This is a genomic window from Ensifer sp. VA4 (assembly GCF_055710065.1).
This window is the reverse complement of sequence record NZ_JBVQPO010000007.1, coordinates 285,420-306,568: the sequence shown is the minus strand read 5'-3', so window position 1 is coordinate 306,568 and position 21,149 is coordinate 285,420. Positions and strand designations below refer to the sequence as shown.

General features: G+C 62.2%; 20 protein-coding genes and 1 pseudogene. 12 read left to right on the top strand and 9 right to left on the bottom strand.

The genetic code is table 11. From position 1 onward, the window contains the following. Positions 1-115 precede the first annotated feature (115 nt). Entirely contained in the window at positions 116-1,852 is a 1,737-nt protein-coding gene (locus AC0C6X_RS14790) for a hypothetical protein (RefSeq protein WP_173518958.1), read from the bottom strand. A 533-nt stretch (positions 1,853-2,385) separates the two neighbouring features. Here AC0C6X_RS14790 and AC0C6X_RS14785 point away from each other — a divergent pair. From AC0C6X_RS14785 to AC0C6X_RS14775, 3 genes are all read left to right on the top strand, one after another. Then, a complete protein-coding gene (locus tag AC0C6X_RS14785; protein ID WP_173518959.1) occupies positions 2,386-2,868 on the top strand; it encodes a hypothetical protein in 483 nt (160 codons plus the stop codon). A 165-nt stretch (positions 2,869-3,033) separates the two neighbouring features. Beyond that, positions 3,034-3,981, top strand: coding sequence for a DUF817 domain-containing protein (locus AC0C6X_RS14780; protein WP_472953757.1), 948 nt, complete (start codon positions 3,034-3,036; stop codon positions 3,979-3,981). A gap of 74 nt (positions 3,982-4,055) precedes the next feature. Next, positions 4,056-7,094, top strand: coding sequence for an AsmA family protein (locus AC0C6X_RS14775; protein WP_173518961.1), 3,039 nt, complete (start codon positions 4,056-4,058; stop codon positions 7,092-7,094). Positions 7,095-7,140: 46 nt separating this feature from the next. On the opposite strand, the pseudogene AC0C6X_RS14770 reads toward AC0C6X_RS14775, so the two are convergent. Continuing rightward, positions 7,141-7,548 (bottom strand): annotated as a pseudogene (locus AC0C6X_RS14770) (dihydrodipicolinate synthase family protein); the annotation flags it as partial. A 418-nt stretch (positions 7,549-7,966) separates the two neighbouring features. Here AC0C6X_RS14770 and AC0C6X_RS14765 point away from each other — a divergent pair. The 6 genes from AC0C6X_RS14765 to AC0C6X_RS14740 all read left to right on the top strand — a co-directional run bounded on the left by AC0C6X_RS14765 (position 7,967) and on the right by AC0C6X_RS14740 (position 14,803). Next, positions 7,967-8,956, top strand: a complete 990-nt coding sequence (locus AC0C6X_RS14765; RefSeq protein ID WP_173520136.1) for a GlxA family transcriptional regulator — start codon at positions 7,967-7,969, stop codon at positions 8,954-8,956. Positions 8,957-9,142: 186 nt separating this feature from the next. Then, positions 9,143-10,204 carry a hypothetical protein gene (locus AC0C6X_RS14760; RefSeq protein WP_173520137.1) on the top strand — a complete coding sequence of 354 codons (1,062 nt, stop codon included), beginning with the start codon at positions 9,143-9,145 and terminating at the stop codon, positions 10,202-10,204. 287 nt (positions 10,205-10,491) lie between these two features. Then, complete coding sequence (locus tag AC0C6X_RS14755; RefSeq protein ID WP_173518963.1) at positions 10,492-11,088, top strand: PE-PGRS family protein; 597 nt, start codon at positions 10,492-10,494, stop codon at positions 11,086-11,088. Between the two features lie 187 nt (positions 11,089-11,275). Further along, positions 11,276-12,991 (top strand): type I secretion system permease/ATPase, encoded by a 1,716-nt coding sequence (locus AC0C6X_RS14750; protein WP_472953755.1) that lies wholly within the window; start codon positions 11,276-11,278, stop codon positions 12,989-12,991. Positions 12,992-13,010: 19 nt separating this feature from the next. Continuing rightward, positions 13,011-14,438 carry an HlyD family type I secretion periplasmic adaptor subunit gene (locus AC0C6X_RS14745; protein ID WP_472953754.1) on the top strand — a complete coding sequence of 476 codons (1,428 nt, stop codon included), beginning with the start codon at positions 13,011-13,013 and terminating at the stop codon, positions 14,436-14,438. A gap of 95 nt (positions 14,439-14,533) precedes the next feature. Further along, positions 14,534-14,803, top strand: coding sequence for a transposase (locus AC0C6X_RS14740; RefSeq protein WP_173518966.1), 270 nt, complete (start codon positions 14,534-14,536; stop codon positions 14,801-14,803). Here the strand turns inward: AC0C6X_RS14740 and AC0C6X_RS14735 are convergent. Together AC0C6X_RS14735 and AC0C6X_RS14730 are read right to left on the bottom strand one after the other, a co-directional pair. Further along, a complete protein-coding gene (locus tag AC0C6X_RS14735) occupies positions 14,772-15,545 on the bottom strand; it encodes a LuxR C-terminal-related transcriptional regulator (protein WP_173518967.1) in 774 nt (257 codons plus the stop codon). The two genes, AC0C6X_RS14740 and AC0C6X_RS14735, sit on opposite strands and share 32 nt — an antisense overlap. 315 nt (positions 15,546-15,860) lie before the next feature. Next, on the bottom strand, positions 15,861-16,427 hold the full coding sequence (locus AC0C6X_RS14730) for a methylated-DNA--[protein]-cysteine S-methyltransferase (RefSeq protein WP_173518968.1): 567 nt from the start codon (positions 16,425-16,427) through the stop codon (positions 15,861-15,863). A gap of 140 nt (positions 16,428-16,567) precedes the next feature. On the opposite strand from AC0C6X_RS14730, the gene AC0C6X_RS14725 reads away from it, so the two are divergent. After that, positions 16,568-16,795 (top strand): hypothetical protein, encoded by a 228-nt coding sequence (locus AC0C6X_RS14725; protein ID WP_173518969.1) that lies wholly within the window; start codon positions 16,568-16,570, stop codon positions 16,793-16,795. Between the two features lie 66 nt (positions 16,796-16,861). Continuing rightward, the gene (locus AC0C6X_RS14720) at positions 16,862-17,350 is read left to right on the top strand and encodes an RrF2 family transcriptional regulator (RefSeq protein ID WP_173518970.1); all 489 of its coding nucleotides are present in this window, start codon (positions 16,862-16,864) and stop codon (positions 17,348-17,350) included. Here AC0C6X_RS14720 and AC0C6X_RS14715 read toward each other — a convergent pair. The 4 genes from AC0C6X_RS14715 to AC0C6X_RS14700 all read right to left on the bottom strand — a co-directional run bounded on the left by AC0C6X_RS14715 (position 17,333) and on the right by AC0C6X_RS14700 (position 19,553). Beyond that, positions 17,333-17,554: a hypothetical protein gene (locus AC0C6X_RS14715; protein ID WP_173518971.1), complete on the bottom strand. Its 222-nt coding sequence runs from the start codon at positions 17,552-17,554 to the stop codon at positions 17,333-17,335. The genes AC0C6X_RS14720 and AC0C6X_RS14715 overlap by 18 nt on opposite strands. Before the next feature lie 248 nt (positions 17,555-17,802). Next, entirely contained in the window at positions 17,803-18,210 is a 408-nt protein-coding gene (locus AC0C6X_RS14710) for a cupin domain-containing protein (RefSeq protein WP_472953751.1), read from the bottom strand. Positions 18,211-18,261: 51 nt separating this feature from the next. Continuing rightward, the gene (locus tag AC0C6X_RS14705; protein WP_472953748.1) at positions 18,262-19,014 is read right to left on the bottom strand and encodes an SDR family oxidoreductase; all 753 of its coding nucleotides are present in this window, start codon (positions 19,012-19,014) and stop codon (positions 18,262-18,264) included. Between the two features lie 59 nt (positions 19,015-19,073). Then, positions 19,074-19,553, bottom strand: a complete 480-nt coding sequence (locus AC0C6X_RS14700; RefSeq protein WP_173518974.1) for a carboxymuconolactone decarboxylase family protein — start codon at positions 19,551-19,553, stop codon at positions 19,074-19,076. Positions 19,554-19,684: 131 nt separating this feature from the next. Between AC0C6X_RS14700 and AC0C6X_RS14695 the strand changes: the two genes are divergently transcribed. After that, positions 19,685-20,590 (top strand): LysR family transcriptional regulator, encoded by a 906-nt coding sequence (locus AC0C6X_RS14695; protein ID WP_173518975.1) that lies wholly within the window; start codon positions 19,685-19,687, stop codon positions 20,588-20,590. Positions 20,591-20,606: 16 nt separating this feature from the next. Here the strand turns inward: AC0C6X_RS14695 and AC0C6X_RS14690 are convergent, their stop codons facing one another. Then, complete coding sequence (locus AC0C6X_RS14690; RefSeq protein WP_472953745.1) at positions 20,607-21,092, bottom strand: Lrp/AsnC family transcriptional regulator; 486 nt, start codon at positions 21,090-21,092, stop codon at positions 20,607-20,609. Between the last annotated feature and the right edge of the window lie 57 nt (positions 21,093-21,149).

Genomic DNA, 21,149 nt, shown 5'->3' with positions numbered 1-21,149 from the left:
TTTGTTGCCGGTAGTGGCCCTTAGCGGATCGGGTCATGACGGGCTGCGCGGGAACCCGCGCAGCCCTGTTTGAAACCGATTGCGAACCGTTGGAACCGGCCGCGTCACCTCACGATCAGGCGTTGTCGTCGTGACCGATCACGTCGGCATGGTAGTCGCCACCGACGACCGTCATGTCGATCGTATTGCCCTGCAGGTTCGCACCGAGCACGATCTGCTGGTTGAAGGCATTGGTGTCGATCGTGGCATCTGCCGTCGCCTGGGAGAGCCCCTCGACCACGGAGTCGCCGCCGTTGAAGGAACCCCAGGTGCCCGCATTGCCGCCCGCGCCGCCATCGCCGTTGGTCGCGAAGCCGCCGTTGCCGCCGGCACCGCCGTCGCCGCCCCAGGCGTCGCCACCAGAGGCCGCACCGCCTTCACCGCCACTGGCCCACGAGCCCGTGAGGGCAAGACCGCCGAGGCCATGGCCACCAGCCGCTGCGCCACCGGTTCCGTCACCGCCTGTGGCAGCACCAGTGGCTCCGCCGTTCGCGCTGGCACCGCCGCCGGCACCGCCGTCGCCACCGTAGCCAGCACCTGCGCCAAAGCCGCCGCCGGCACCGAAGCCTGCGCCAAAGCCGTTGCCGCCATTGCCGGCATTGCCTGAGCTGCCACCGCCGGCGTCACCGGTCTGCCCCAGTGCTACGCTGTTGCCACCGTCGTTGTCGCCACCGTCGCCACCGAAATTGAGGATCGGAAGCACGAACCCACCGGCATCCCCGCCGTCGCCAGCATCCGAGGCGTTGGCTTCGTCGCTTTCGACGTCACCCGACTCCCCACCGTTTCCGGCAGTGGTATCACCGCCTTCGCCGCCGGCTGCGGCACCGACCCCCAGGCCGACGCCAAGACCGAGGCCGAGACCGAGACCTGCGGCGCCTGCGCCACCGGCACCGCCCGTGGCAGCACCACCGTTGGCGTCACCGCTCGTGCCGTCCGCACCGACGCCGACGCTGGCTGCGATACCGCCAAGGCCGTGCCCGCCGGTTGCGTCGCCATCGTTGTCGGAATCGCCGCCGTCCCCCTCACCGCCAGCTGCAAAGCCACCGATCGTGTGACCGCCGCCGCCGCCGTCGCCACCATTGGCAGAGGCATTGCTTCCGCCTACGCCGCCGTCAGCTCCGGATTGAATACCGTCGCCAGACGTGGCGGTGCCACCCCAGGCGCTGCCGTTCTGGTACAGCTGTCCGCTGTTGTTGATGTTATCAGCGTTGTCGTCATCCGACATGATGGCGTTCTGGCTGAAGACGTTGGCCACGTTGTTGTTGCCATTGAGCGAGTCATTCAAGATGTCCTTGAAGCTCGTGCTCGCCATGCCGTTGATCGTCGAGTGGTCGATGTCGTTGAAGTCATCGTCAGACGGCTTGTAACCATCGAGGTCGATATCGACGTCGACGTCCACCTTGGTCTTGCTGTCGACGTCGACATGGGTGTTCGACGTATTTTCATTGAGGTTGGCGTTCAGGTTGCCGTTGGCATTCAGGTTGCCGTTACCGTTCAGGTTGAGATTGCCGTTGCCGTTGCCATTGGCGTTACCGTTGGCATTGCCGTTGCCGTTGGCATTGCCGTTGGCGTTGCCGTTGTAGGATTCGCTGTACTGCGACTGGCCTTGGCCCTGTCCTTGGCCCTGATCCTGACCTTGTCCCTGGCCCTGATCCTGTCCTTGTCCCTGGCCTTGTCCCTGACCCTGACCCTGGAGCTGGCCCTGGAGCTCAGCCTGCAGTTGTCCTTGTCCCTGGCCTTGACCCTGATCCTGGTCCTGGCTCTGATCCTGGCTCGGGTCCCATGGGAACAGGAAATTCTTGTCCTTGCTCATAACGATCACCTCAAGTTGAGGCCGCCGTAGCCGAACCGCATTCTTCTCTTACGCGGATTTGGGCCATCAGCGGGCTGCGGTTGGTTTTGATGAAAGTTTGGATCCTCCGAGGCGCTTGCGCGCCCGTATGTCAATAATTTGCAATCAACTTAAATAGAGCTGCTCTCTCTCCCACTTGGTCGAGAAGAGCTGATCAGGTTCTAAAAAGGGCATTTTCCATTTCGGTGCAGTGTCCAGCCCTCAAAGGCCTGAGTGCATCCTGCTCTCCGGTTGCGCCAGCAGTCTGTCGCAAACAGACATGTGTTGTAAGCTGCCACTTCGAGTTAGCCTCGCCGGGGTAGCGCGACCGTTGCTCTCGGTCCGCCCAAGGTATTACCTATTAGAAGTAGCTTTTAAACGGAGTCATTGCACGCGACCGAGCCGGCACCGTATGCGTGCGCCGCATCGTCCCATTGGAAGAATTTACTGAAAACGGGAATGCGCTATTCTGGAACGTAATGGTTCTTGGACAGCAAGGTTTTGGCAGGGCCCCAATGGCGAGATTTCACGACATCCTTCTCCTGATCGGGCAACTCAACTACACCTGGACCAACACGGAAAGCCTGCTCATCTATCTGATCGCCGGCCTCGCGCGGGTGGACAAGGAAACCGCGATCGTCATCTTCCTAACGCTGAACACGACGCGGGCTCGCATCGAGCTCGTCGAGCGATTGGCCAAGACAAACAAGACGCCGGCGAACCAACGGCAGGAAATTCTCGCGCTGACGCAACAGCTCGCTCGGCAGGCGAAGCTTCGCAACAAGTACAGCCACTGCATCTATTCCTTCGACGAGACCGGAGACCTAGCAAGCACCCAGCTGATGGCGATTTTCGACAGCAAGGACACGATCAAGTACGGCAAGATCGAGCAGATCAACGATGCCGAGATCTCCCGGATCAACGACGTCATCGAGCAGCTCCAGGGGGTCAACAAGGAAATCTGGGCAATCGTCGAGCGCTATTCCTTCCCACGTTGAAGCCACTGGCCCGCAGGCGCTGCCGCAAGATAGAATGAGCCCGGTGTCGCAAGGCGGCGCCCGCATGTCCATCCACCTGCCAGTTGTCGTCCATCCATAATTCAACCGTAATGTCCCGCCATCGCGTCTCCAACGGGCGAAGCGGAGGCGAAAACGGTGGCTCAAATGTCGGATGGCAGGCGTTTCACGAGCCGGGAAGCGCGCATTGACGCTGTGGCGCATCGCCTTCTCGATCGACTTCCTGCGAGCGGCCTCCTCGGCGGTCTGACGGAGTTCCTGGTGTTCGGCATCAAGCAGGCCTTCGCCTGCCTTTTCGGCGGTGCCATGCTCGCCCTGATGCTCGCGACGAAATTGTTCTGGCCGGAGGAGATGGGCATCGCCCGCTATGATTTCCTTTTCCTCGCCGCCCTTGCCATCCAGGTTTGTCTGCTCGTCTTCAAGCTCGAGACCATTGCCGAGGCCAAGGTCATTCTGATCTTCCACGTCGTCGGCACGGTGATGGAGATCTTCAAGACCTCGGTCGGGTCGTGGATCTACCCGGAGCCAAGCTTCTTCCGCATCGGTGGCGTGCCCCTGTTCTCAGGTTTCATGTATGCCGCCGTCGGCTCCTATCTCGCCCGCGTGACCCGCATCCTCGACATGCGCTATGGCAGCTATCCGTCGCTCCGGGCGACGGTGCTGCTCGCCTTGGCAATCTATGCCAATTTCTTTACGCACCACTTCATCGTCGACCTGCGCTACGCGCTGTTTGCGATCACCGCGGCACTGTACTTCCGCACCACAGTGCACTACCGCGTCTTCCGGTTTCGGCACCGCATGCCGTTGCTTCTCGGATTTCTGCTGGTCGCCCTGTTCATCTGGTTTGCGGAAAATATCGGCACCTGGTCGCGCGCCTGGATCTATCCTTCGCAGCACGATGGCTGGACCCCGGTATCACTCCAGAAGCTCGGCGCCTGGTACCTCCTGATGATCCTGTCCTTCGTGCTGGTGACGCTCGTGCATCGCCCGCGAACATGCGTGGCGGCAGTTCGGAACGTATCGACGACGAACAGCGATACGAAGGCGAACACGGACGTCACCGCAGGGGCAGAAAGTCCCGCGGCTTCCAGGTGAACACCGCAGGAGTTGCAAAACGCGCCGCCGTGGAAAACGATACCGAATCAATCGCTTTCGCAACGGAGAGACACATGCGGCGTTTCTTTCTCGGCCTGCTGGCGCTCGGGGTTCTCGTCGTCGTCTCTCTCATTGTCCTGCCGAGCTTCGTTTCCAGCGACTGGATGCGTGCCGAACTCAGCCGACAGCTCTCGAGCGCGACGGGCAGCACGATCGAACTGAAGGGTCCCGTCCGGCTTTCCGTCATCCCTCATTTGGCAGTTGTGGCCGAGAACGTTTCGCTCGACGCGGAAGGCGCTGGCGTGACGGCCGAAATCGGCGAAGTTGCCAGCTCGGTGACACTCTCCTCGCTTTGGTCGGACCGCTTGCACGTCAAGGAAGTCAGGCTCACGCAGCCGGTCGTGGTGATACGGCAGAAATCAGTAGACGCAGCGGCCGCGCAAGACGACGGCGGCGGCAATGGCACGGCAAAGCCGAATGATCCGCTTGCCGCCCTGATCGCCTTCCTCGAACGAAGCGCGATCGATACGATATCGATCACCGAAGGCACGCTGAGACAGGTGAATGGCGGCGGGGCGAATGAGGTCGTCAGTGATCTCGACGTGACACTCCAGGCCCCTGACATCGACGGCGAACTTTCGCTGTCGGCCGGTGCCCGGCTCGAGGACCGGCGCTATCGGATCGCGCTCTCCGTCTCCCCGCTGCGCCCATTGCTCGAGCGCAAGCCGGCCGATCTCAGCCTCTCGGTGGAAGCCGATCCCGTGCTTGCACCCGGCCTGACCGAACTCAAGGCCACCGGGCAAGTGGCACTCAACAGCAATGGCAGCTACCAGATCCGCGGCGGCAAACTGCTTGTCGGAGACGAAGAGCTCAGCCTCGATGCGCTGTTCATTCCCGGCGATCGGCCGCGATTTTTGGCCGATCTCAGTGCCGATCAACTGGATTTCAGCGCCTTTGTCGAAACCAGCGCCTCGGGGTCGTCCAAATCCGCGGAGCAATCGGAGAAGCAGTCGCCTTCGGCCGGCTTGCAGGCACTCGCCGGTTTTGATGCCGATGTCAGCGTCAATGTGGGCGCCATTTCCGTCAACGATATTTCCGCCGCTGATGTAGCGCTGACGGCGACGCTGAAGGATGGAGTGCTCACGACCCGGCTTGAACATCTTGGTATAGACGCCGGCGGCATTTCGGCCGAGATCACCGCCGACGTCCGCAAGGGCGAGCCGACGTTCAAGGGCCGCGTCGCAAGCAAGGGGCTTGACATCTCGAAGCTCGCGAGCCTCGCCGGCCAATCGGTTCCACTGTCCGGCACGCTTGCGATGGATACCGGGTTCGCGTTCCGCGGCCTCGGCGGAAACACATTCCGGAAGACCGTCAATGTCAACGGCACCGCCAGCCTGCGCGATGCCACCTTCGTAGCGCCAGGCATCAGTGACCCGTCGATGAGCGAGGTGAAAATCAGGAAGCTGGCAGTCAAGATCGACGATCTTACCAAGCCGGTGCTCCTGTCCGGCAATCTGGTCTGGCGGGGGAAAGCGGCCGATGCCGATTTACGGCTGCCTGTCCGCGACCTGCTCTCGGGCTCGGTTCCAAGTGAGCTGCCCTTGAAGCTCGACCTGCGCATGCCGGAAGCGACACTCTCGCTTGACGGCAAGGCGGCCGTCACAGGCAGCTATGCCGGGAAGGTGAATTTCGCGGCAGCCGATATGCGCGCGCTTCTGGCTTGGATCGGCCAGGGCGGCGGCGACAGCGTGAAGCAATTCGCCTTCAAGGGCGAGGTCAACGCCAGCGCCTCCGGCGTCGCGTTTCAAAAAGCCACTCTTTCGGTCAATGGAGTCGAAGGGACCGGCAACGGTTCCGTCGAACTGGGTACCCCGCTCAAGTTAGCCAGTGCGCTCCATTTCGCCGAACTGGACCTGGCGCGTCTTGCCGGTGCCCGACCAGCATCGCCGCAACCGAAGGGCAAAGCCGGCAGCCCAGTTCCCGACGCGCCGCTGGACCTGTCGTCGCTTCGAACGATCGATGCGTCCATCAAGGTCGATGCCGAGAGGCTCGGATATGGCCGCGTCTTTGCCGGACCGGTGGCAACCACTCTGGTGATCTCCGAGGGTGTGGCCAGCCTCGACCTGCCTGAAAGTCCGTTCTATGGCGGCCGGATGGCCGCGAACCTCAAGGCTGATGGCACCGCAGAAGAGGCGTCGATCGCCTTGAAGGCCTCGATTGCCGGCGCTTCGGCCGCCCCGCTGCTGATCGACCTTGCGAATTTCAAGCATCTCGAAGGCGCACTGCAGGCCCAGTTCGATATCGCCGGCGCGGGCGCGACAACTGGAGCGCTCAAGCGTGCGCTTCAGGGATCCGCGAACGTCCGCTTCTCCGACGGTGCTGTCCGGGGCATCGACGTCGCCGATGTCTACAGCAACCTCGTCGGCCTGATGTCGTCGGGCTTCAAGCAGAACGAAAACAACGCAACCGGCTTTACCGAACTCGGAGCATCCTTCGCCATCGAGAACGGCGTCGCGCGCACCGAAGATATCAAGCTCATCGGCCCGCTGGTGCGTATGAGCGGCAGCGGTGAGGCAAACCTTCCGAACGACCAGCTGAACTTCCGCCTGGATCCGCGCGTCGTCGCCTCGCTGGAAGGCCAAGGCGCCGATATCGCGACCGAGGGCATCGGCGTTCCTGTGATGATCGAGGGTTCCTTTGCTGCTCCGCGCATTTATCCCGATCTCTCAGGCCTGTTGAAGAACCCGGACGCCGCACTGTCGGCGCTGAAGAAGCTGGGACTGCCCACCGAAAAGCTGAAGCTCGACGAGCTTCTCTCCGGCGGCGGGAAGGCCGGATCCATCCGCGACATCATCGGCGGCGCGATCGGCAAATCACCGAAAGACGGAGGGGATCAGCTCTCCATCGAAGAGATCATCGGTGGCAAGGCGACCGAGGGCGGCGAGACGCCGCCCGCGCCGCCGGCTGAAGAGCAAGCGGTGACACCCGACGTCGCCGCCGAACAACCGGCACCGGCAGTGCAACAGCCCGACCAGCAGCCGGCCGCCGAAGCGGAGCAGCCTGCGGAGGAAAGCGGCACCTTGGGAAAACTGTTCAACCAGCTTCTGCAATAGCCCGCGCCTGAAGCGCCTTCCTCACCGATCCGGACGCGGAGGAACGTCACCTTGGACGTTCGTATTTCCGGAGGATTGCCACGATCTGGCCGTCCTGCTCTGCGTTCGGAAGCAGGGCAGGCTGGCGGCCCGCACCGACGGGGGGGGCCTGCAGGAAGAGCGCGCGCTTGACCATGGCCGGGGCGAAGCCGAGCGCATAGAGGTCTGTGCGGAAAGCGGCGAAGATCGCCTGCTGCTTTTCGGCTTCATCGATCTCGCCCGTATTGAAGGCCTTCAGGATGCCCGCAAGCACCTGCGGTATGGCGTTGCCGGGGCCTGAAATGCGGTCGGCCGCACCGTTCTGCAGCGCGCAGAGCACGAGATGGTCGGGACAGGAATAGACCTCGAAACCATCGACCTCCTTGGCAACCTGCAGATAAGCCTCCAGCGTCTCCTTTGCGCCGCCCGAATCCTTGGGCAACGAATGCTTGCTTGGTCATGCGGGTATCCTATGAATGTGCGCGCCTCAAGATGCGCGCTGAAGACGTGCGGCACGATGGCGGCCTGGACGTCGGGATCGGGGTCGAGGCCGGCGGCGAGCAGCGCGCGGGTATAGTCAAGTAGCCTCTTGCGCCATGGTGCCCGGCGGAGGTCTGCTTCATCCCGCGATGAGCAACAGCCTCACGCGACTTAAAAAAGATGGAACCATGGGTCCCGGCTGATCTTCATGGATGATTGTGATGCTCTGGCACGCGGATTTCAGATAGGATAACGGATCGGATCCTGGTCGGCGAAACGTGATTGTCGCCGCTCTTGCGACGTTGCGCCACGATCCTCGGGAGGTGTCTCGGCCGTGACGGGCAGGAGCAATTGAAAGTGGGTTCTCAATGACGATGAACACGAAATCCAACGATGCCGCAGCCAATCGTCTCAAGATCGGCTTCGTGCTCGCACGATCGTTCACACTCTCGGCCTTCGCTCTCTTCATTGATACGCTTCGGCTGGCAAGCGACGAGCTCGACAAATCGGGCCGCGTGCGCGCCGACTGGCAGGTCCTCGGCAATACCCGCCACCTGATCGCATCCAGTTGCGGGGTTCAGGTGGCGCCGACGTCTGGTCTCGTCGACCCCGGCCAGTTCGACTACATCGTGATGGTCGGCGGCCTTCTCAAGAACGAACATCCGATCGATGACGAGACCATCGCTTTCCTGAAGAAAGCAGCCGCGAAGAAAGTGCCGTTGATCGGCCTGTGCACCGGGACCTTCATCCTGGCGGAGGCGGGGCTGATGGCAGGGCACGTCGTTTGTGTCAGCTGGCTCCACTACCAGGCGTTCCGCGAGCGCTTCCCGGATCTGAAGGTTCGCTCGGACCGCCTCTTCAATCTCGACCGCACCCGCGGGTCCTGCGCCGGCGGCAGCAGTGCGGCCGACATGGCGGCCCATATCGTGCGCCTCCACATCAGCAGGGAGGCAGAGCGCAACGCGCTCGAGGTCCTGCAGATCGACAAGGCCCGCTCGCATCTTCATGTGCAGCCGAGAAAGCCGCTCGCGATCGAGAGCAACGACCCGCGCCTGAACGCTGCCCTCATCATCATGGAGCAGAATACCGAGAACACGATCTCGATCCCGGAGCTGGCGGCCTCCGTCGGCCTGTCGCGGCGGCAACTCGAGCGCCTGTTCATGGAAAAGGCGAAGATGTCGCCCGCGCACGTCTACAGGAAGTTCCGGCTGGAACGCGCCAAGCATCTTCTCACCCAGACCGATGCTTCGCTCATTGAAATCGCCCTCGAAGTCGGCTTCGAGAGCGCGGGGCACTTCTCCAGGACATTTGCCAAGACCTTCGGCCAGTCGCCGCGGCAGATGCGCGCGACCCTGTCGAAATGAAACTTGCATTGCGGTGCTCGGGGACTGGGCCGCTATTAGCCGATCGGCTAACACCCTCCCCGAACGGGCGTAGCCGAATTGCAGGCTCACCTTTTGCCGCAACCGCCTTCAAAATAGCTCGCGATGCGTGCTCGCACACGTCGCATGATCGTGTTGCGAGGGATCGGGTCTATGGGAGTCATGGCGATGGCGGAAACTCGTCTTTTGTCGGAAGAGGCACCGAACGCGAACTCCAATCAGAGCACGGTCGCCGGCGGACATCTCGCGCTGGTTCCGACGTGGCTTCCGCTCGACATAGCGCCGACGCAGAACTCCGCTGGAAGTGGTGGCGACGGCACCAGCCTGGGCACGATCGGCAGCAACACGTTGGCGATGTTCACGCCGTCGAACGCGGCAATCGCCGGTCCGCATACGGACGCCGACGCGCACCAGGGCAACAACGCCTTGATAAACCAGCACGTCACCGAGATGGCGGGCATCGGTGGCGAAGGCGGGAACGGTAACGTGGCCAGTGGCCATGGCAGCGGCAGCGTGGCCGGCGGTGGCGGCGACGGCACCTTCTTTGGCGGCCTCGTCAGCACCGACACCGCCGTGTTTGCGCCGTTGAACCTGGCGGTGGCGGCCGGTCCAGGCGCGAGCGCTTCGGCCGGGCAGACAAACAATGCCGCCTTCCTCCAGGGCGCCACCCAGATCGGCGGCGTTGGCGGCGCCGGCGGGGACCATAACGTTGCCGGCAATACCGGCCCGGCTCCGCAGGGCGCGACGTTCATCTTCAATGGCGACAACTATGCGGGCCACGGCGGCGACGGCACTTTCATCGGCAGCATGGTCGACGTAAACGTCGCTGTGTTCTCGCCGATCAACATCGCTGTCGGCGCCGCCGGCGGTGATGCCCAAGCCACGCAGACGAACAACGTGATCTTCGACCAAGGCGGCGTGCAGATTGCCGGAGTCGGCGGCAAGGGCGGCGGTTTCAACCTCTCCTCGGACACGATCTTTACCGGAGGCGGGGTCGCTGGCGGCGGCGGTGACGGCTATTCGAACGGCAGCACCGTCGACGTCAACATCGGCTACTTCCATCCGATCAACATCGCCGTGCCCGCGGGCGGCGTCGCCGAGGCGGACCAGCTCAACCACCTGCTCGTCGACCAGCATACGCTGCAGATCGGCGGCATCGGGGGAGCCGGCGGCGAAGGCAACATTGTCGATACCAATGCCGCCCTGATCGACGACGTCCTGCACGGCTGATCCCGCCACATATCAAGCCCAGAAAACGCCCTGGCGTCGCGGATACCTGACGTTCTGCCGCCATTACCATCATCATTATAGTTGATAACCGTGCGCCGCCGGAACACTTGACGCCGGCCGAAGCCTGAAGCGCGGGCAGACCCTACCCAAAGGAACGTCTCCGAATATCCGGCTGGTTCGCCTCGATGATCGCGCGCACCATAATTTGCGCTGACCCCCGCCCGTGGCGGTGTGCTGTGGCATCGAACCGTCCAACACTACGGGGCAACGAGTAGAGGAGAGACGCTATGCCTATTACGCAAGTGACATCAGACACGATTAACCTGGCCAATCCCACTGCGGGCGACGCGAATGCAGGTAACGGTGGCGACGGCACCAACAACGGCGATATCTTCTACAGTCCAGTCGCCACTCTCGCCAGCACACAGACCGTCGATGGCGCAGACCCCACGGTCTTCAATGGCGACATTGTTGGGCAGGGCGCGGCCTGGGGAACCGGCGACGCCAATGGCGGCGGCCTCGTTCAGGTGCCGATCGCCGTGCTTGCAGCCCTCACCAATACCGGCACCGGCGGCGCAGGCGGGAACCCGACCTCGAGTGGCGACCAGAGCAATTCGAGTGGCGGCAACGTCGTGGGCATGGGTGCGGATACCACCGCCACCCAGACCAATACACTCGTTGCCGACCAGCATGGAACGATCATTGCAGGCATGGGCGGTGCCGGCGGCAACGGCAATGCGGCCCTCGGTGGCGATATTTCCGCCGCTCTGGTTCATTCGAACCCGATCTCGGAAACCACCACGACGACCAACACCACGGCGGTCTCGAATGTTCTCGACAATTTCGACAACACTTTAGGCAACATCAGCGATATCGGCATCTGAGTCGCTCGACAAGGGTCGCCGGCCATGGCCGGCGATCCTCCCATTCGCCTTTCCTGCGGCACCGCGCCTCCCGGACGCGCAAGGTGCCGTAGCACGTTGAACCGCTGCGGGATTTAGTCCTGAGATCGATTTCGGTCCAGGGAATCCTGCGGGAACCGAGCCGCCGTGTCAGTATCGAGATCTGATAATGACAACGAATCCGACAGGAGCGCACCTTCCTCCGACCCATCTCGTCATCGCTCTCAGGGCCTGCACCGGGGCGTTCCTGCTGGTCTTCCTTTATAGCTGCGCCTATAACCTGTTCCTGCTGGCTCCCTCCATCTATCTGCTGCAGATCTACGATCGCGTCCTGTCGAGCCGCAGCGCCGACACGCTGCTCATGCTGACGCTCATCATCGCGGCGGCAGTGTTGGTGGGCTCGATCCTCGATATCGTGCGGCGCGCGGCATTGTCGCGGATCGGCAGTTGGCTGGACCACCGCTTGCGGCCGGTCGTGCTCACGGCATGCTTCGAATATGGAGCCCGCACGGAAACGGGCCTCGCCAACGACTGCTACCGGGACCTGTCGACGCTGCGCCAGTTCCTCGACGCCCCGGCCAGTTCGCTGCTTTTCGACGTTCCCTGGGCGCCGATCTTCCTGCTGCTTCTATTCCTCGTCCACCCATTGCTCGGAACCATTGGCCTCTTCACCGCGCTCATCTTGCTGCTGCTTGCCATCGTGACGGAATTCTCGACCCGCCAACCGCTGGCGAAAGCGAACCTGGCACTCTCCCGCAGCCATATGCGGTTCGCGACCGCACTGCGCTATATCCAGGTCATCCGTGCGATGAACATGCAGAACGGCGCCGCTCAGCTCGTCTACCGCGACGCCGAAACCGCGCGGCAAGCGCAGGACGATGCGATGAAGCGCACCGAGACCATTCTCGGGCTCTCGAAATCCGTGCGCATGCTGGCGCAGATCCTGATGATGGGGTCGGCTGCCTGGCTCGTCCTGGAGGAAAACGGAAACCCCGGCATTATCTTCGTCTCCAGCCTGCTTCTCGGTCGCGGGCTTGCACCGATCGAGGGCGCGATCGGTGCGTGGCGCGCCGTTGCCTTCGCCTATGCTGCATTCAATCGCATCAATACGATGCTGATGTCGATCGCCGCGCAGGACAATGTGCGCACGATACCGATGCCCGAAGCGGGCGGCCTCGTGCTCGAGCGCGTCGGCTACACGCTTCCCTCGGGCAATCGCCAGATATTGAACTCCGTCACCTTGCGGCTGATGCCGGGCGACTGCCTTGCGCTGATCGGTCCCTCTGGCTCCGGAAAGTCTACGCTTGGCCGCATCATCGCGGGCGTGCAGCCGACGACCTTCGGCAACGCCCTGCTCGGCGGCGTCGATATCTCCACCCTCCGGCTCGGTGGCGGCATGCGCCACATCGGCTACCTGCCGCAGGACATCGAACTCTTCGGCGGCGCGGTGAAAGACGTCGTCGGCCGGCTCGACGGCGGCGACGTCAACAAGGTCATCGAAGCGGCAAAACTTGTCGGGCTGCACGATGTGATCATGCAGCTGCCACAGGGCTATGAGACGGATATCGGCGACGGAGGCGCGACCCTGCTGCGGGCCCAGCGCCAGCAACTCGGATTGGCGCGCGCGGTCTACGGCAACCCCGCACTCGTCGTCCTCGACGATCCCAATTCCAGCTTGGACTATGACGGCGAACGCCGATTGTTTGCAGCAATCGCTCGCATGCGCGCCATGGGAATGATGATTGTCATCATCACGCACCGCATGGGCATTCTCCCCGTGACCAACAAGATCGCGATCATGCGCAACGGCACGATCGAAGCCTTCGGCGACAGCGACTGGGTCTTCGATACCTATCTGCAGCCACCGGCGCGGGCGGGCACGTGAGCAGGGAGGCACGAAAACGATGGAGCTCATCAAATCCGACCTGACCCGACGCGGACCTGAAATCGATGGCTATGTCTCAGACAGCAAGGGGATAACCAGGCCCCAACCCTCCACCGCCATCGCCACAAGCCTTCCGCTGACGCTTGCCGACGCCTCACCGATGTCGAGACTGCGGCATGTCGCCTGGACCGGGAATCTGCTGGTCGGCGTCTTCGTCGTTGGCCTAGGCATCTGGTCTGTTCTTGCACCGCTCAGCAGCGCGGCGATCGCGTCCGGCGTCGTCGAGACCGAAGCGAACCGCAAAACCATCCAGCATCTCGAAGGCGGGATCGTCAGGCGGATCCTTGTCCGCAACGGCGACGCGGTATCTGCCGGTCAGGTGCTGATCAAGCTCGACGACACGAAACCTCGTTCGGAGCGGGACAGTCTTCGCGGCCAACTCTGGGATGCCGAGGCGCGGCAGGCGCGGCTGACCGCCGAGCAGGACGGTTCGGACCACGTCGCCTTCCCGCCCGATCTCGTGGAGCAGGCCGACAACTACCGGGTGATCCGCGACATCCTCGACGGGCAGCAGAACATCTTCGACGCGCGGCGCCAGGTGATGCAGTCGGAAATTGTGATCACGCAGCAGAAGATCAAGGAGGTGCTGGAGGAAATCGCCGGACTGAGCGCCCAGAAGGCATCCCTGGTCGAAAGAAGCGCCATATCGCATCAGGAGCTTGAAACAGTCTCGATGCTGACCGAGAAAGGCCTCGAACGAAGAAGCCGGGCCCTCGTCCTGGCGCGAGAAAAAGCCGACATCGGCGGCCAGATCGGCGAAGTCTCCGCACGCATATCCCGCGCCCACCAAGTCATCAGCGAGTCGCAGTCCTACATCGTCAAGCTGCGTAGCGACCGGCTGAATGAGGTCGCGCTCACGCTGCGCGACACGGAAAACCAGCTGGCGCAGCTGCGCGAACGCCTGAACGCCATCGATGATCAATTGGCGAGAACGGAGATCCGGGCGCCCGACGACGGTGTGATCATGGACCTGCGTGTCCACACCACGGGCGGCGTCATCGGTGCCGGAGAGCCGCTGGCCGACCTCGTGCCGGACGCCGGCGCACTGGTCGTGGCAGCGCGGGTGAAACCGGAAGACATCGCCCAGGTCCATGCCGGACTCGAGGCCCAGGTTCATCTCATTCCGTACAACCAGAGGCGGGTTCCGCTGCTGAAGGGCACCGTCTCCTATGTGTCCGCCGATCACCTGGTCGACCGGCAAACCGGGCACACCTACTACGCCGCAACGATCCGCGTTACCGATGAGCGGCTGGGTCTGATGCCGGGCGTGGAGATGGTACCGGGCATGCCGGTGCGGGCCATGATAGAGACCGGTACGAGCAGCGTGGCGCTTTATGCGCTGCGTCCGTTGATGGACAGTTTCAATACCGCATTTCGCGAGAACTGAGGTATGCCGCGCGGTACGCCGTGGCCTATCACATAGGCTCTGTTTTCTGCCCTCGCGACCACATGTGCCACTCGCTTCCCCGAAGGATAGCCGCGATGGGCAAACGCAAGTTCAATGACGACGAAGTCCTGGAGATCCTGAAGGAGCATCAGCACGGTGCAACCGTCGCCGATGTCTGCCACCGGCATGGCATCAGCCAGCCGACTTTCTATCGGTGGCAATCGCTGCAAAGCAGGGGCCCCAACTTCGATGCGGACCGCCTCAAGGCGCTCGAAGTGGAGAATCAGAAGCTCAAGAGGTTGCTGGCCGAGGCCATGCTGACGGCGGCCACCCTCAGCGAGATGCTCGAAAAGACGTCACGTTGACGACCCTGCTGCCGTTGGTGGCGACGGCATGACCATCGCCGGCGGTTGCCCGGTCAGCCAGCAAGGCGACGACCTCCGTTCGGTTCTGCACCTGCAATTTGCGCATGATGTGCTGCAGATGCATCTTCACCGTATGGTCGGACAGATTGAGCTTTCCAGCGATCACCTTGTTCGAAGACCCGCAGCGCAGCTCGGCGAGGACGTCCGCCTCGCGGGGCGTGAAGTCGGCGAGCGCAAACTCGCTTCGGTAGGCGCTGATCGGTACCCTATCACTTTGGCGAACGGCAGCGGCACAATCGGTGAGCGCGGCAAGCGGGTCTGGACAGAAGACACCGCCGGCAAGGATCAGACGCAAGCCTGCAAGCGCCAGGTCGATTCGCAGGGAGGTCGTGAAGAAGCCGCGAACGCCAAGCTTGAGAACGTTGGCGGCAGTCGTCTTGTCGTCCGCGTCCGAGAGCACCGCAACCGGCACGTCCGGAAAGTGCTTGCGAATTTTCGCAAGCGCATCATGCAAGCTGTACCCGACATCGCTTCGAGCGCTCAGGTCCAGCACAATTAAACGCACGTCGTAGCCGAGCGCCTGGTCAAGGCAGTCCGTCGAAACCATATCGATAAAGTTCCAACCGGAGAGTTCGCACTCGAGAATGGCGACGATGACGCTTCGCACCAGCGTCTGCTGTTCTATCACGATCCCCGTCGGCGTACGGTCCTTGCGGCACGGCGTTCCTGAACTGATGGACATGCGTCACCCCCAGGATTCGTTTGCGACAAGTTGGTGACGCTAAAATATTTCCGTTCTGATAGTCTGTCATGAGAAAATCGGAATTAATCCGATCGGGCAGCTTCGACAACATTTTGAAAACACTATGTATTTCGTGAAATGCCGATGAAGCTTGTAACATATCTTGAGCAGCATGCCTGAGAACCTCTCGGGAAGAGGGTGGCAGGGCGCAACCACCAATCCACACCTGTTCCCACAACACACGCGCACGGCGTCCCAATTGGTTCGGCAAAAGCGACTTTCAGTGCCGGATCCGTGGGGCGATCGCCGAAGTCTTTAGAACCCGAAGGACTGTTGCGTCGGTTCGGCCGTCTGACCCAAATGGACGCCTTCCAGCTCGAGCATGCGGGTCTTGGTGGTGGAACCGCCGGGCGCCGAGAAGCCGCCAATCTTGCCGCCGGCGGCAAGCACCCGGTGACAAGGGATGATCAAGGCTACCGGATTCCTGGCCATGGCCTGACCGACATCACGCGCCGCCTCCGGCCCGGCACCCAGCTCTTTTGCCAGCGCACCATAGGTGGTGGTCTGTCCCCAGCGCAGCGCGCGGGTCGCGGCATAGATGCGGCGGAAGATCTCGTCCTGGCCTTCCAGATCGACCGTGAACCCGGTGAAGTCGACTTCCTTGCCGTCGAAGTAACGTCGGACGGCTTCCACGGCTTCCCGGATTTCGGAGGTCGGCTGGGAAGCCTCGGCGACCGGCAGACGCCGCAACAGCAGCCGCTCGGTTGCCTCTGCCGTACGGGTCGGCAGCTGGAAGCGCGTGATGCCCACTTCGTTCCAGGCGATACCGCAAAACCCGGCGGCAGTCTCGAAGATGAAATAGCGATGTCCTGCCTGGCCCATCGGTACGGTCTCCCTGTGTCTCCCCATCAAAATCGTGCCGGAGGGGCAAGAATTCAACCCGTTTCCTGCCATGATGGCCGCCGCTTGACTGCGCGACGGCTACAATTTCATCACCATCTCGCTCGGCAAATGCGCTCGCCGTGCTGGCGCTGGCGCTGGCGATGATCTGGCCCGGCCTGCGCGCTTTCGGCAATCCGCCGCTGAAGATCGCCTCCGCACTTTTCGGACCGATCCTCTGGATCGCAGTGACCTACTTCTCCGATTTTTTCCGCGAAAGCGTCACGATGCTTCCTGAGCCGGGACATCGCGCACCGCAGCGAACTGCCTGCACCGCAAGGTGCAGCGCTGTTTACACGGCGGCAAAATAGGGATATTTGTTATCCTTAATAGGTGCGGATGGCATCGGCCGGACGAGTGCATGATCGTTAGAACACATGATCCTTAAGAGCCAAGTCGAATGGGCGTTGCATTGCTGTGCGATCCTCGCGGGCCTGCCTGAGGGCCGTTACCTCTCGACGAAGGCGCTTGCCGAGTTCCACGGGCTCCCCAAGGAATATCTGTCGAAGGCGCTGCAGAGCCTCTCGCAAGCCGGCCTTGTCCACACCACCCTCGGTCCGTCGGGCGGATATCGGCTGGCAAAAGCGCCGGCCGAACTGACCTTTCTCGATATTGTCGAAGCGGTCGAAGGCAAGGCGCGAACCTTCGTCTGCACCAACATCAGGGCCAACAATCCCTGTCGCGCACCTGGTTATTGCGAAAGCACGCCGTGTGCGGTGGCGCGCATCATGTGGGAAGCGGACGAAGCCTGGCGCGAGAAACTGCGCAATGTGCGCTTGTCCGACCTGATCGAGATCCTGTCGAAGGAAATTCCCGCAGACCTCATGAAGCGTACGTTCGGCTGGGTGCTAGAGCGCGCCGGCTGAACGAAGTCCGGTGTCTGTCTCGGCAGGCGGCGCATAAAGATATGCCTGCGGCGGCAATGCAAGCGAAAGACCGTCTTGGCGACATTGGTCATGGACGCGCGCGATCACCTCGTTGCGGGCGGGGGTCCGTTCTGCCGGGCTCTTGACGCGAAACTGCAGTTCAACCTCGATCGCCACCGCGTCGATCGCCTTGAGGGCGACCACCGGCGGCGGCTCGTGCACGATCCGGACGCAGCCATATAGCGCCGTCCGCAGAAGAAGAGGATCTGGACGATCAGCCTGGCCGTGGGGCGGTCGCGACCCTGCAGGTGCCAGACGACAATGCCGGCAACCCCGAGAAGATTGATCAGGACGAGCGGCAATGGCAGATTGTCGGCGAACATGATCGGCTCCAAAGGTTGCGCCCGAACGAAAGGGCCGGCTGCGCGATCGGCACCCGGCCCTTCCTTGCGTTACTTCGTCATCGGATAGGTCAGTTCCTTCTCGGCAGTATCGACCACGAAAACAGCAAGCAGCTTGGCCGGTTCGGTCTTGCTGCCGTTTTCACTGACGCCATGACGATCGCCGGGCATCTCGGAGAAACTCTCACCAGCCTTGTACTCCTTGACCGAGCCGTCATTGACCTTGCTTCGGATCGTGCCTTCGAGCACCGTTGCGTAGATGAAGGCCGTGCTCGGATGGGTATGCGCTTCCGAGGAACCGCCCGGCCCATATTCCACCAGCACACCCTTGATGCTCTTGCCTGGCACGTTTGGCAGTTCATGCTCGTAGACGAGCGTAACCTTGGAAGCGTCGCCAGCAGCGGCTGATCCAAACAATGCGGCCGTGACCGCAAGAGCGGAAACGAGTGACTTGATCATGTCGGAAATCCTTTCGGGTCTGGTGGTGTGCGCCAAGCACATGGAGTTTGGTCACTTGCGAGCGGAGGTGGCGAACCACTGCTCGAAGGTGATGCGGCCGAGCCGCGGGTTGTTGTCGGAGACGAGCGAACCGTCCTCCAGACGTGCGCCGAAATAGCGCGCCTGGGGATCCGGCTCGACCTTGCGGCTGTCCCCGCTGGCCTCGAGATAGCGCGCGACGAGATCGCTGAGACGCGAGCGCTCCGGGCCAGCAATTTCGGTCGTGCCGTTGGCAGGCGCGGCAAGGGCGATCTCGGCCATGGCGTCAGCAACATCGTCCGAGGCGATCGGCTGCACGTAGGCGGGGGACAGATGCACCGTGTCGCCGACGGTTCCCGACTGGGCGATGCCGCCCAGGAACTCCATGAACTGGGTCGAGTGCACGATCGTATAGGGAATGCCGCCGGCCTTGATCAGCTTCTCCTGGGCGAGCTTGCCGCGGAAATAACCGCTTTCCTGCAACCGCTCGGTGCCGACGACCGAAAGCGCGACATGATGTTTGACGCCCGCCGCCTTTTCGGCCGCAAGCAGGTTGCGGCCGGAGGTCTCGAAGAACGCGAGCACCGCCTCGCCCTCGAAAGAGGGCGAATTGGCAAGATCGACGACGACGTCGCAACCGGCAAGCGCCTCAGCGAGGCCTTCGCCCGTGATCGTGTTCACGCCGGTATTCGGGGAGGCGGCGATCACCTCGTGGCCCTGCTTTCGCAGGCGCTCGACCGTCTTGGAGCCGATATGGCCCGTTCCGCCGATGATGACGATTTTCATGGGATCCTCCAATCGCTACGGCGCACGCGCCGCGCTGCTCGATCACTCTGGAACAGGGGTCAGTTCAGTCCGGCCTTGTCGAGGCCATAGAGTTTGTCGGCCGAACCGGGCACGTTCTTGAAGGCGACGCTGACACGGTTCCACGCATTGATGACCGAGATTGCCAAGGTCAGGTCAGAGATTTCCTTCTCCGAAAGCTGGCCGCGTACGCGCTCGTAAACTTCATCCGGAATGCCGCCTTCGGGCAATTTCGTCACCGCCTCGGTCCAGGCCAGCGCTGCGCGTTCGCGCGGGATGAAGAGGTTCGATTCGCGCCAGATCGCGACATGGTAGAGGCGCAACTCGCTCTCGCCGTGGATCTTCGCTTCCTTCACATGCATGTCGAGGCAGAAGGCGCAGCCGTTGATCTGCGAAGCCCGGATGTTCACGAGGTCGCGGATCTTCTGCTCGATGACGCTGTCCTTCAGGCTGAAGCTGAGGTCGGAGAGCTTCTTCACGAACTCGGGGGAATGCTGTGCGTAGTTCAGGCGCTGTGTCATGGCTTCTTGCTCCGTTATTAAGGACATCAAATATCCTTATGGACACAAGATATCCTTAATCGCTGGACAGTAAAGCGCATTGGGCATACATTCGGCGCATAAGCCTTATGCCGAAACGTTTGGGGACCTGAATGGACATCGTCTCTGCGCTGAGAGCCTTCTTGCGGGTGGCGGAAACGGGCTCGTTCTCCGCAGCAGCGCTCGACCTCAACCTGACACAGCCGGCCGTGTCGCGGCAGGTATCGGCGCTGGAAGAGCACTTGAACACGCGCCTTCTGCATCGAACGACGAGCGCGCTGGCGCTCACCGCCGAGGGTGAACATATGATTCCGATGGCGCTGAGAGTGGTCGAAGCGGTCGACGCACTCAACGAGGCGTCCTGCGCCGAGACCGCCATGGTGTCCGGACGCGTACGGCTCACCCTGCCTGCACCGCTCGGCCTCTATGTCAGCGACCGTCTCGCTGCCTTCCTCGAGCGGCATCCGGGCCTGTCGGTCGAATTGACCTTCCGCGAAGAACCGTCTGATCTCGTCGGCGAAGGCATCGATCTCGAAGTGCGTCTCGGTCCTGTTTCAGACAGCAGCCTGATGTGCCGTCGCATCGGCTGGACGACCGCCTTTCTCGTGGCAGCACCCGGCTATCTCGACGGAAGAAGCGCACCGAAAACACCGGATGAGATCGGTGGCCACGAATGTATCTGTTATAGCCGCGCCGGAGACGGGCGCTCCTGGACCTTTTCCGATGGATCCGACGACATCTTCGTGCGCATCGCACCGCGTCTCGTGGCCAACAACGCGGTGGCCGTGCATCGGGCGGTATTGGCAGGGGGCGGACTTGCGGTTCTTTCACATATCCTGGCCTGCCCTGACATCGAAGCCGGCAGGCTGGTGAACGTCATGCCAGACTTTCCGCCGGCACGCCTGCCGATCAGCGTCGTCTATCCGTCACGCCGGAACATGCCGCTGAGGGTGCGGACGGTTCTCGACTTCCTCGTGCAGGTCGTCCGGGAGGACCCCTTGATGGCGTCCGCCTCCTGACCACGAAACGCTTCGCTCAGCGGTGGCCGGTCGTCGCGCGCAAAGGGAGGCCGCTGAAGGCCTTGATCTCCTTCAGGACGAAGGTCGTCTGCATTTCCTTGATGCAGGGCAGTCGCCGCACGACCTTCATGGCGAAGTCCGAGTAGGAATCGAGGTCGGATGAAACGACCTGGAGAAGGAAGTCCGCATCGCCGGCAATGCTGTAGGAGGCTACGACGCTGTCGAGCTTCATCACTTCGTCAGCAAAGGCATCAGCTTCCGCCTCCGTGTGGCTGTCGATTTTTACCCGGATGAAGGCAAGCACCCCCAAGCCGATTTCCCTCCGGCTCAGGACGGCCATGTAGCCCTGAATGACACCATCGTCCTCAAGCTGGCGCACGCGCCGCCAGCACGGCGAGGTCGACATGCCGACTTCCTCCGAAAGCGCCTGGTTGCTCAGGCGCCCGTCATTTTGCAACGCGGTCAATATCTTCACGTCGCCAGGCGTCAAAGTCGCAGGCATATTCTACCTCACTGATCTCTCCTCTTGGTAGAACCTACCCCATCCTAACAATTTTCC

Excerpts from the sequence above, each read along its gene's own strand:
- AC0C6X_RS14790 (WP_173518958.1), bottom strand. The coding sequence starts at position 1,852 with ATGAGCAAGGACAAGAATTTCCTGTTCCCATGGGACCCGAGCCAGGAT.
- AC0C6X_RS14785 (WP_173518959.1), top strand. The coding sequence starts at position 2,386 with ATGGCGAGATTTCACGACATCCTTCTCCTGATCGGGCAACTCAACTAC.
- AC0C6X_RS14780 (WP_472953757.1), top strand. The coding sequence starts at position 3,034 with ATGTCGGATGGCAGGCGTTTCACGAGCCGGGAAGCGCGCATTGACGCT.
- AC0C6X_RS14775 (WP_173518961.1), top strand. The coding sequence starts at position 4,056 with ATGCGGCGTTTCTTTCTCGGCCTGCTGGCGCTCGGGGTTCTCGTCGTC.
- AC0C6X_RS14765 (WP_173520136.1), top strand. The coding sequence starts at position 7,967 with ATGAACACGAAATCCAACGATGCCGCAGCCAATCGTCTCAAGATCGGC.
- AC0C6X_RS14760 (WP_173520137.1), top strand. The coding sequence starts at position 9,143 with ATGGCGGAAACTCGTCTTTTGTCGGAAGAGGCACCGAACGCGAACTCC.
- AC0C6X_RS14755 (WP_173518963.1), top strand. The coding sequence starts at position 10,492 with ATGCCTATTACGCAAGTGACATCAGACACGATTAACCTGGCCAATCCC.
- AC0C6X_RS14750 (WP_472953755.1), top strand. The coding sequence starts at position 11,276 with ATGACAACGAATCCGACAGGAGCGCACCTTCCTCCGACCCATCTCGTC.
- AC0C6X_RS14745 (WP_472953754.1), top strand. The coding sequence starts at position 13,011 with ATGGAGCTCATCAAATCCGACCTGACCCGACGCGGACCTGAAATCGAT.
- AC0C6X_RS14740 (WP_173518966.1), top strand. The coding sequence starts at position 14,534 with ATGGGCAAACGCAAGTTCAATGACGACGAAGTCCTGGAGATCCTGAAG.
- AC0C6X_RS14735 (WP_173518967.1), bottom strand. The coding sequence starts at position 15,545 with ATGTCCATCAGTTCAGGAACGCCGTGCCGCAAGGACCGTACGCCGACG.
- AC0C6X_RS14730 (WP_173518968.1), bottom strand. The coding sequence starts at position 16,427 with ATGGGCCAGGCAGGACATCGCTATTTCATCTTCGAGACTGCCGCCGGG.
- AC0C6X_RS14720 (WP_173518970.1), top strand. The coding sequence starts at position 16,862 with ATGATCCTTAAGAGCCAAGTCGAATGGGCGTTGCATTGCTGTGCGATC.
- AC0C6X_RS14710 (WP_472953751.1), bottom strand. The coding sequence starts at position 18,210 with ATGATCAAGTCACTCGTTTCCGCTCTTGCGGTCACGGCCGCATTGTTT.
- AC0C6X_RS14705 (WP_472953748.1), bottom strand. The coding sequence starts at position 19,014 with ATGAAAATCGTCATCATCGGCGGAACGGGCCATATCGGCTCCAAGACG.
- AC0C6X_RS14700 (WP_173518974.1), bottom strand. The coding sequence starts at position 19,553 with ATGACACAGCGCCTGAACTACGCACAGCATTCCCCCGAGTTCGTGAAG.
- AC0C6X_RS14695 (WP_173518975.1), top strand. The coding sequence starts at position 19,685 with ATGGACATCGTCTCTGCGCTGAGAGCCTTCTTGCGGGTGGCGGAAACG.
- AC0C6X_RS14690 (WP_472953745.1), bottom strand. The coding sequence starts at position 21,092 with ATGCCTGCGACTTTGACGCCTGGCGACGTGAAGATATTGACCGCGTTG.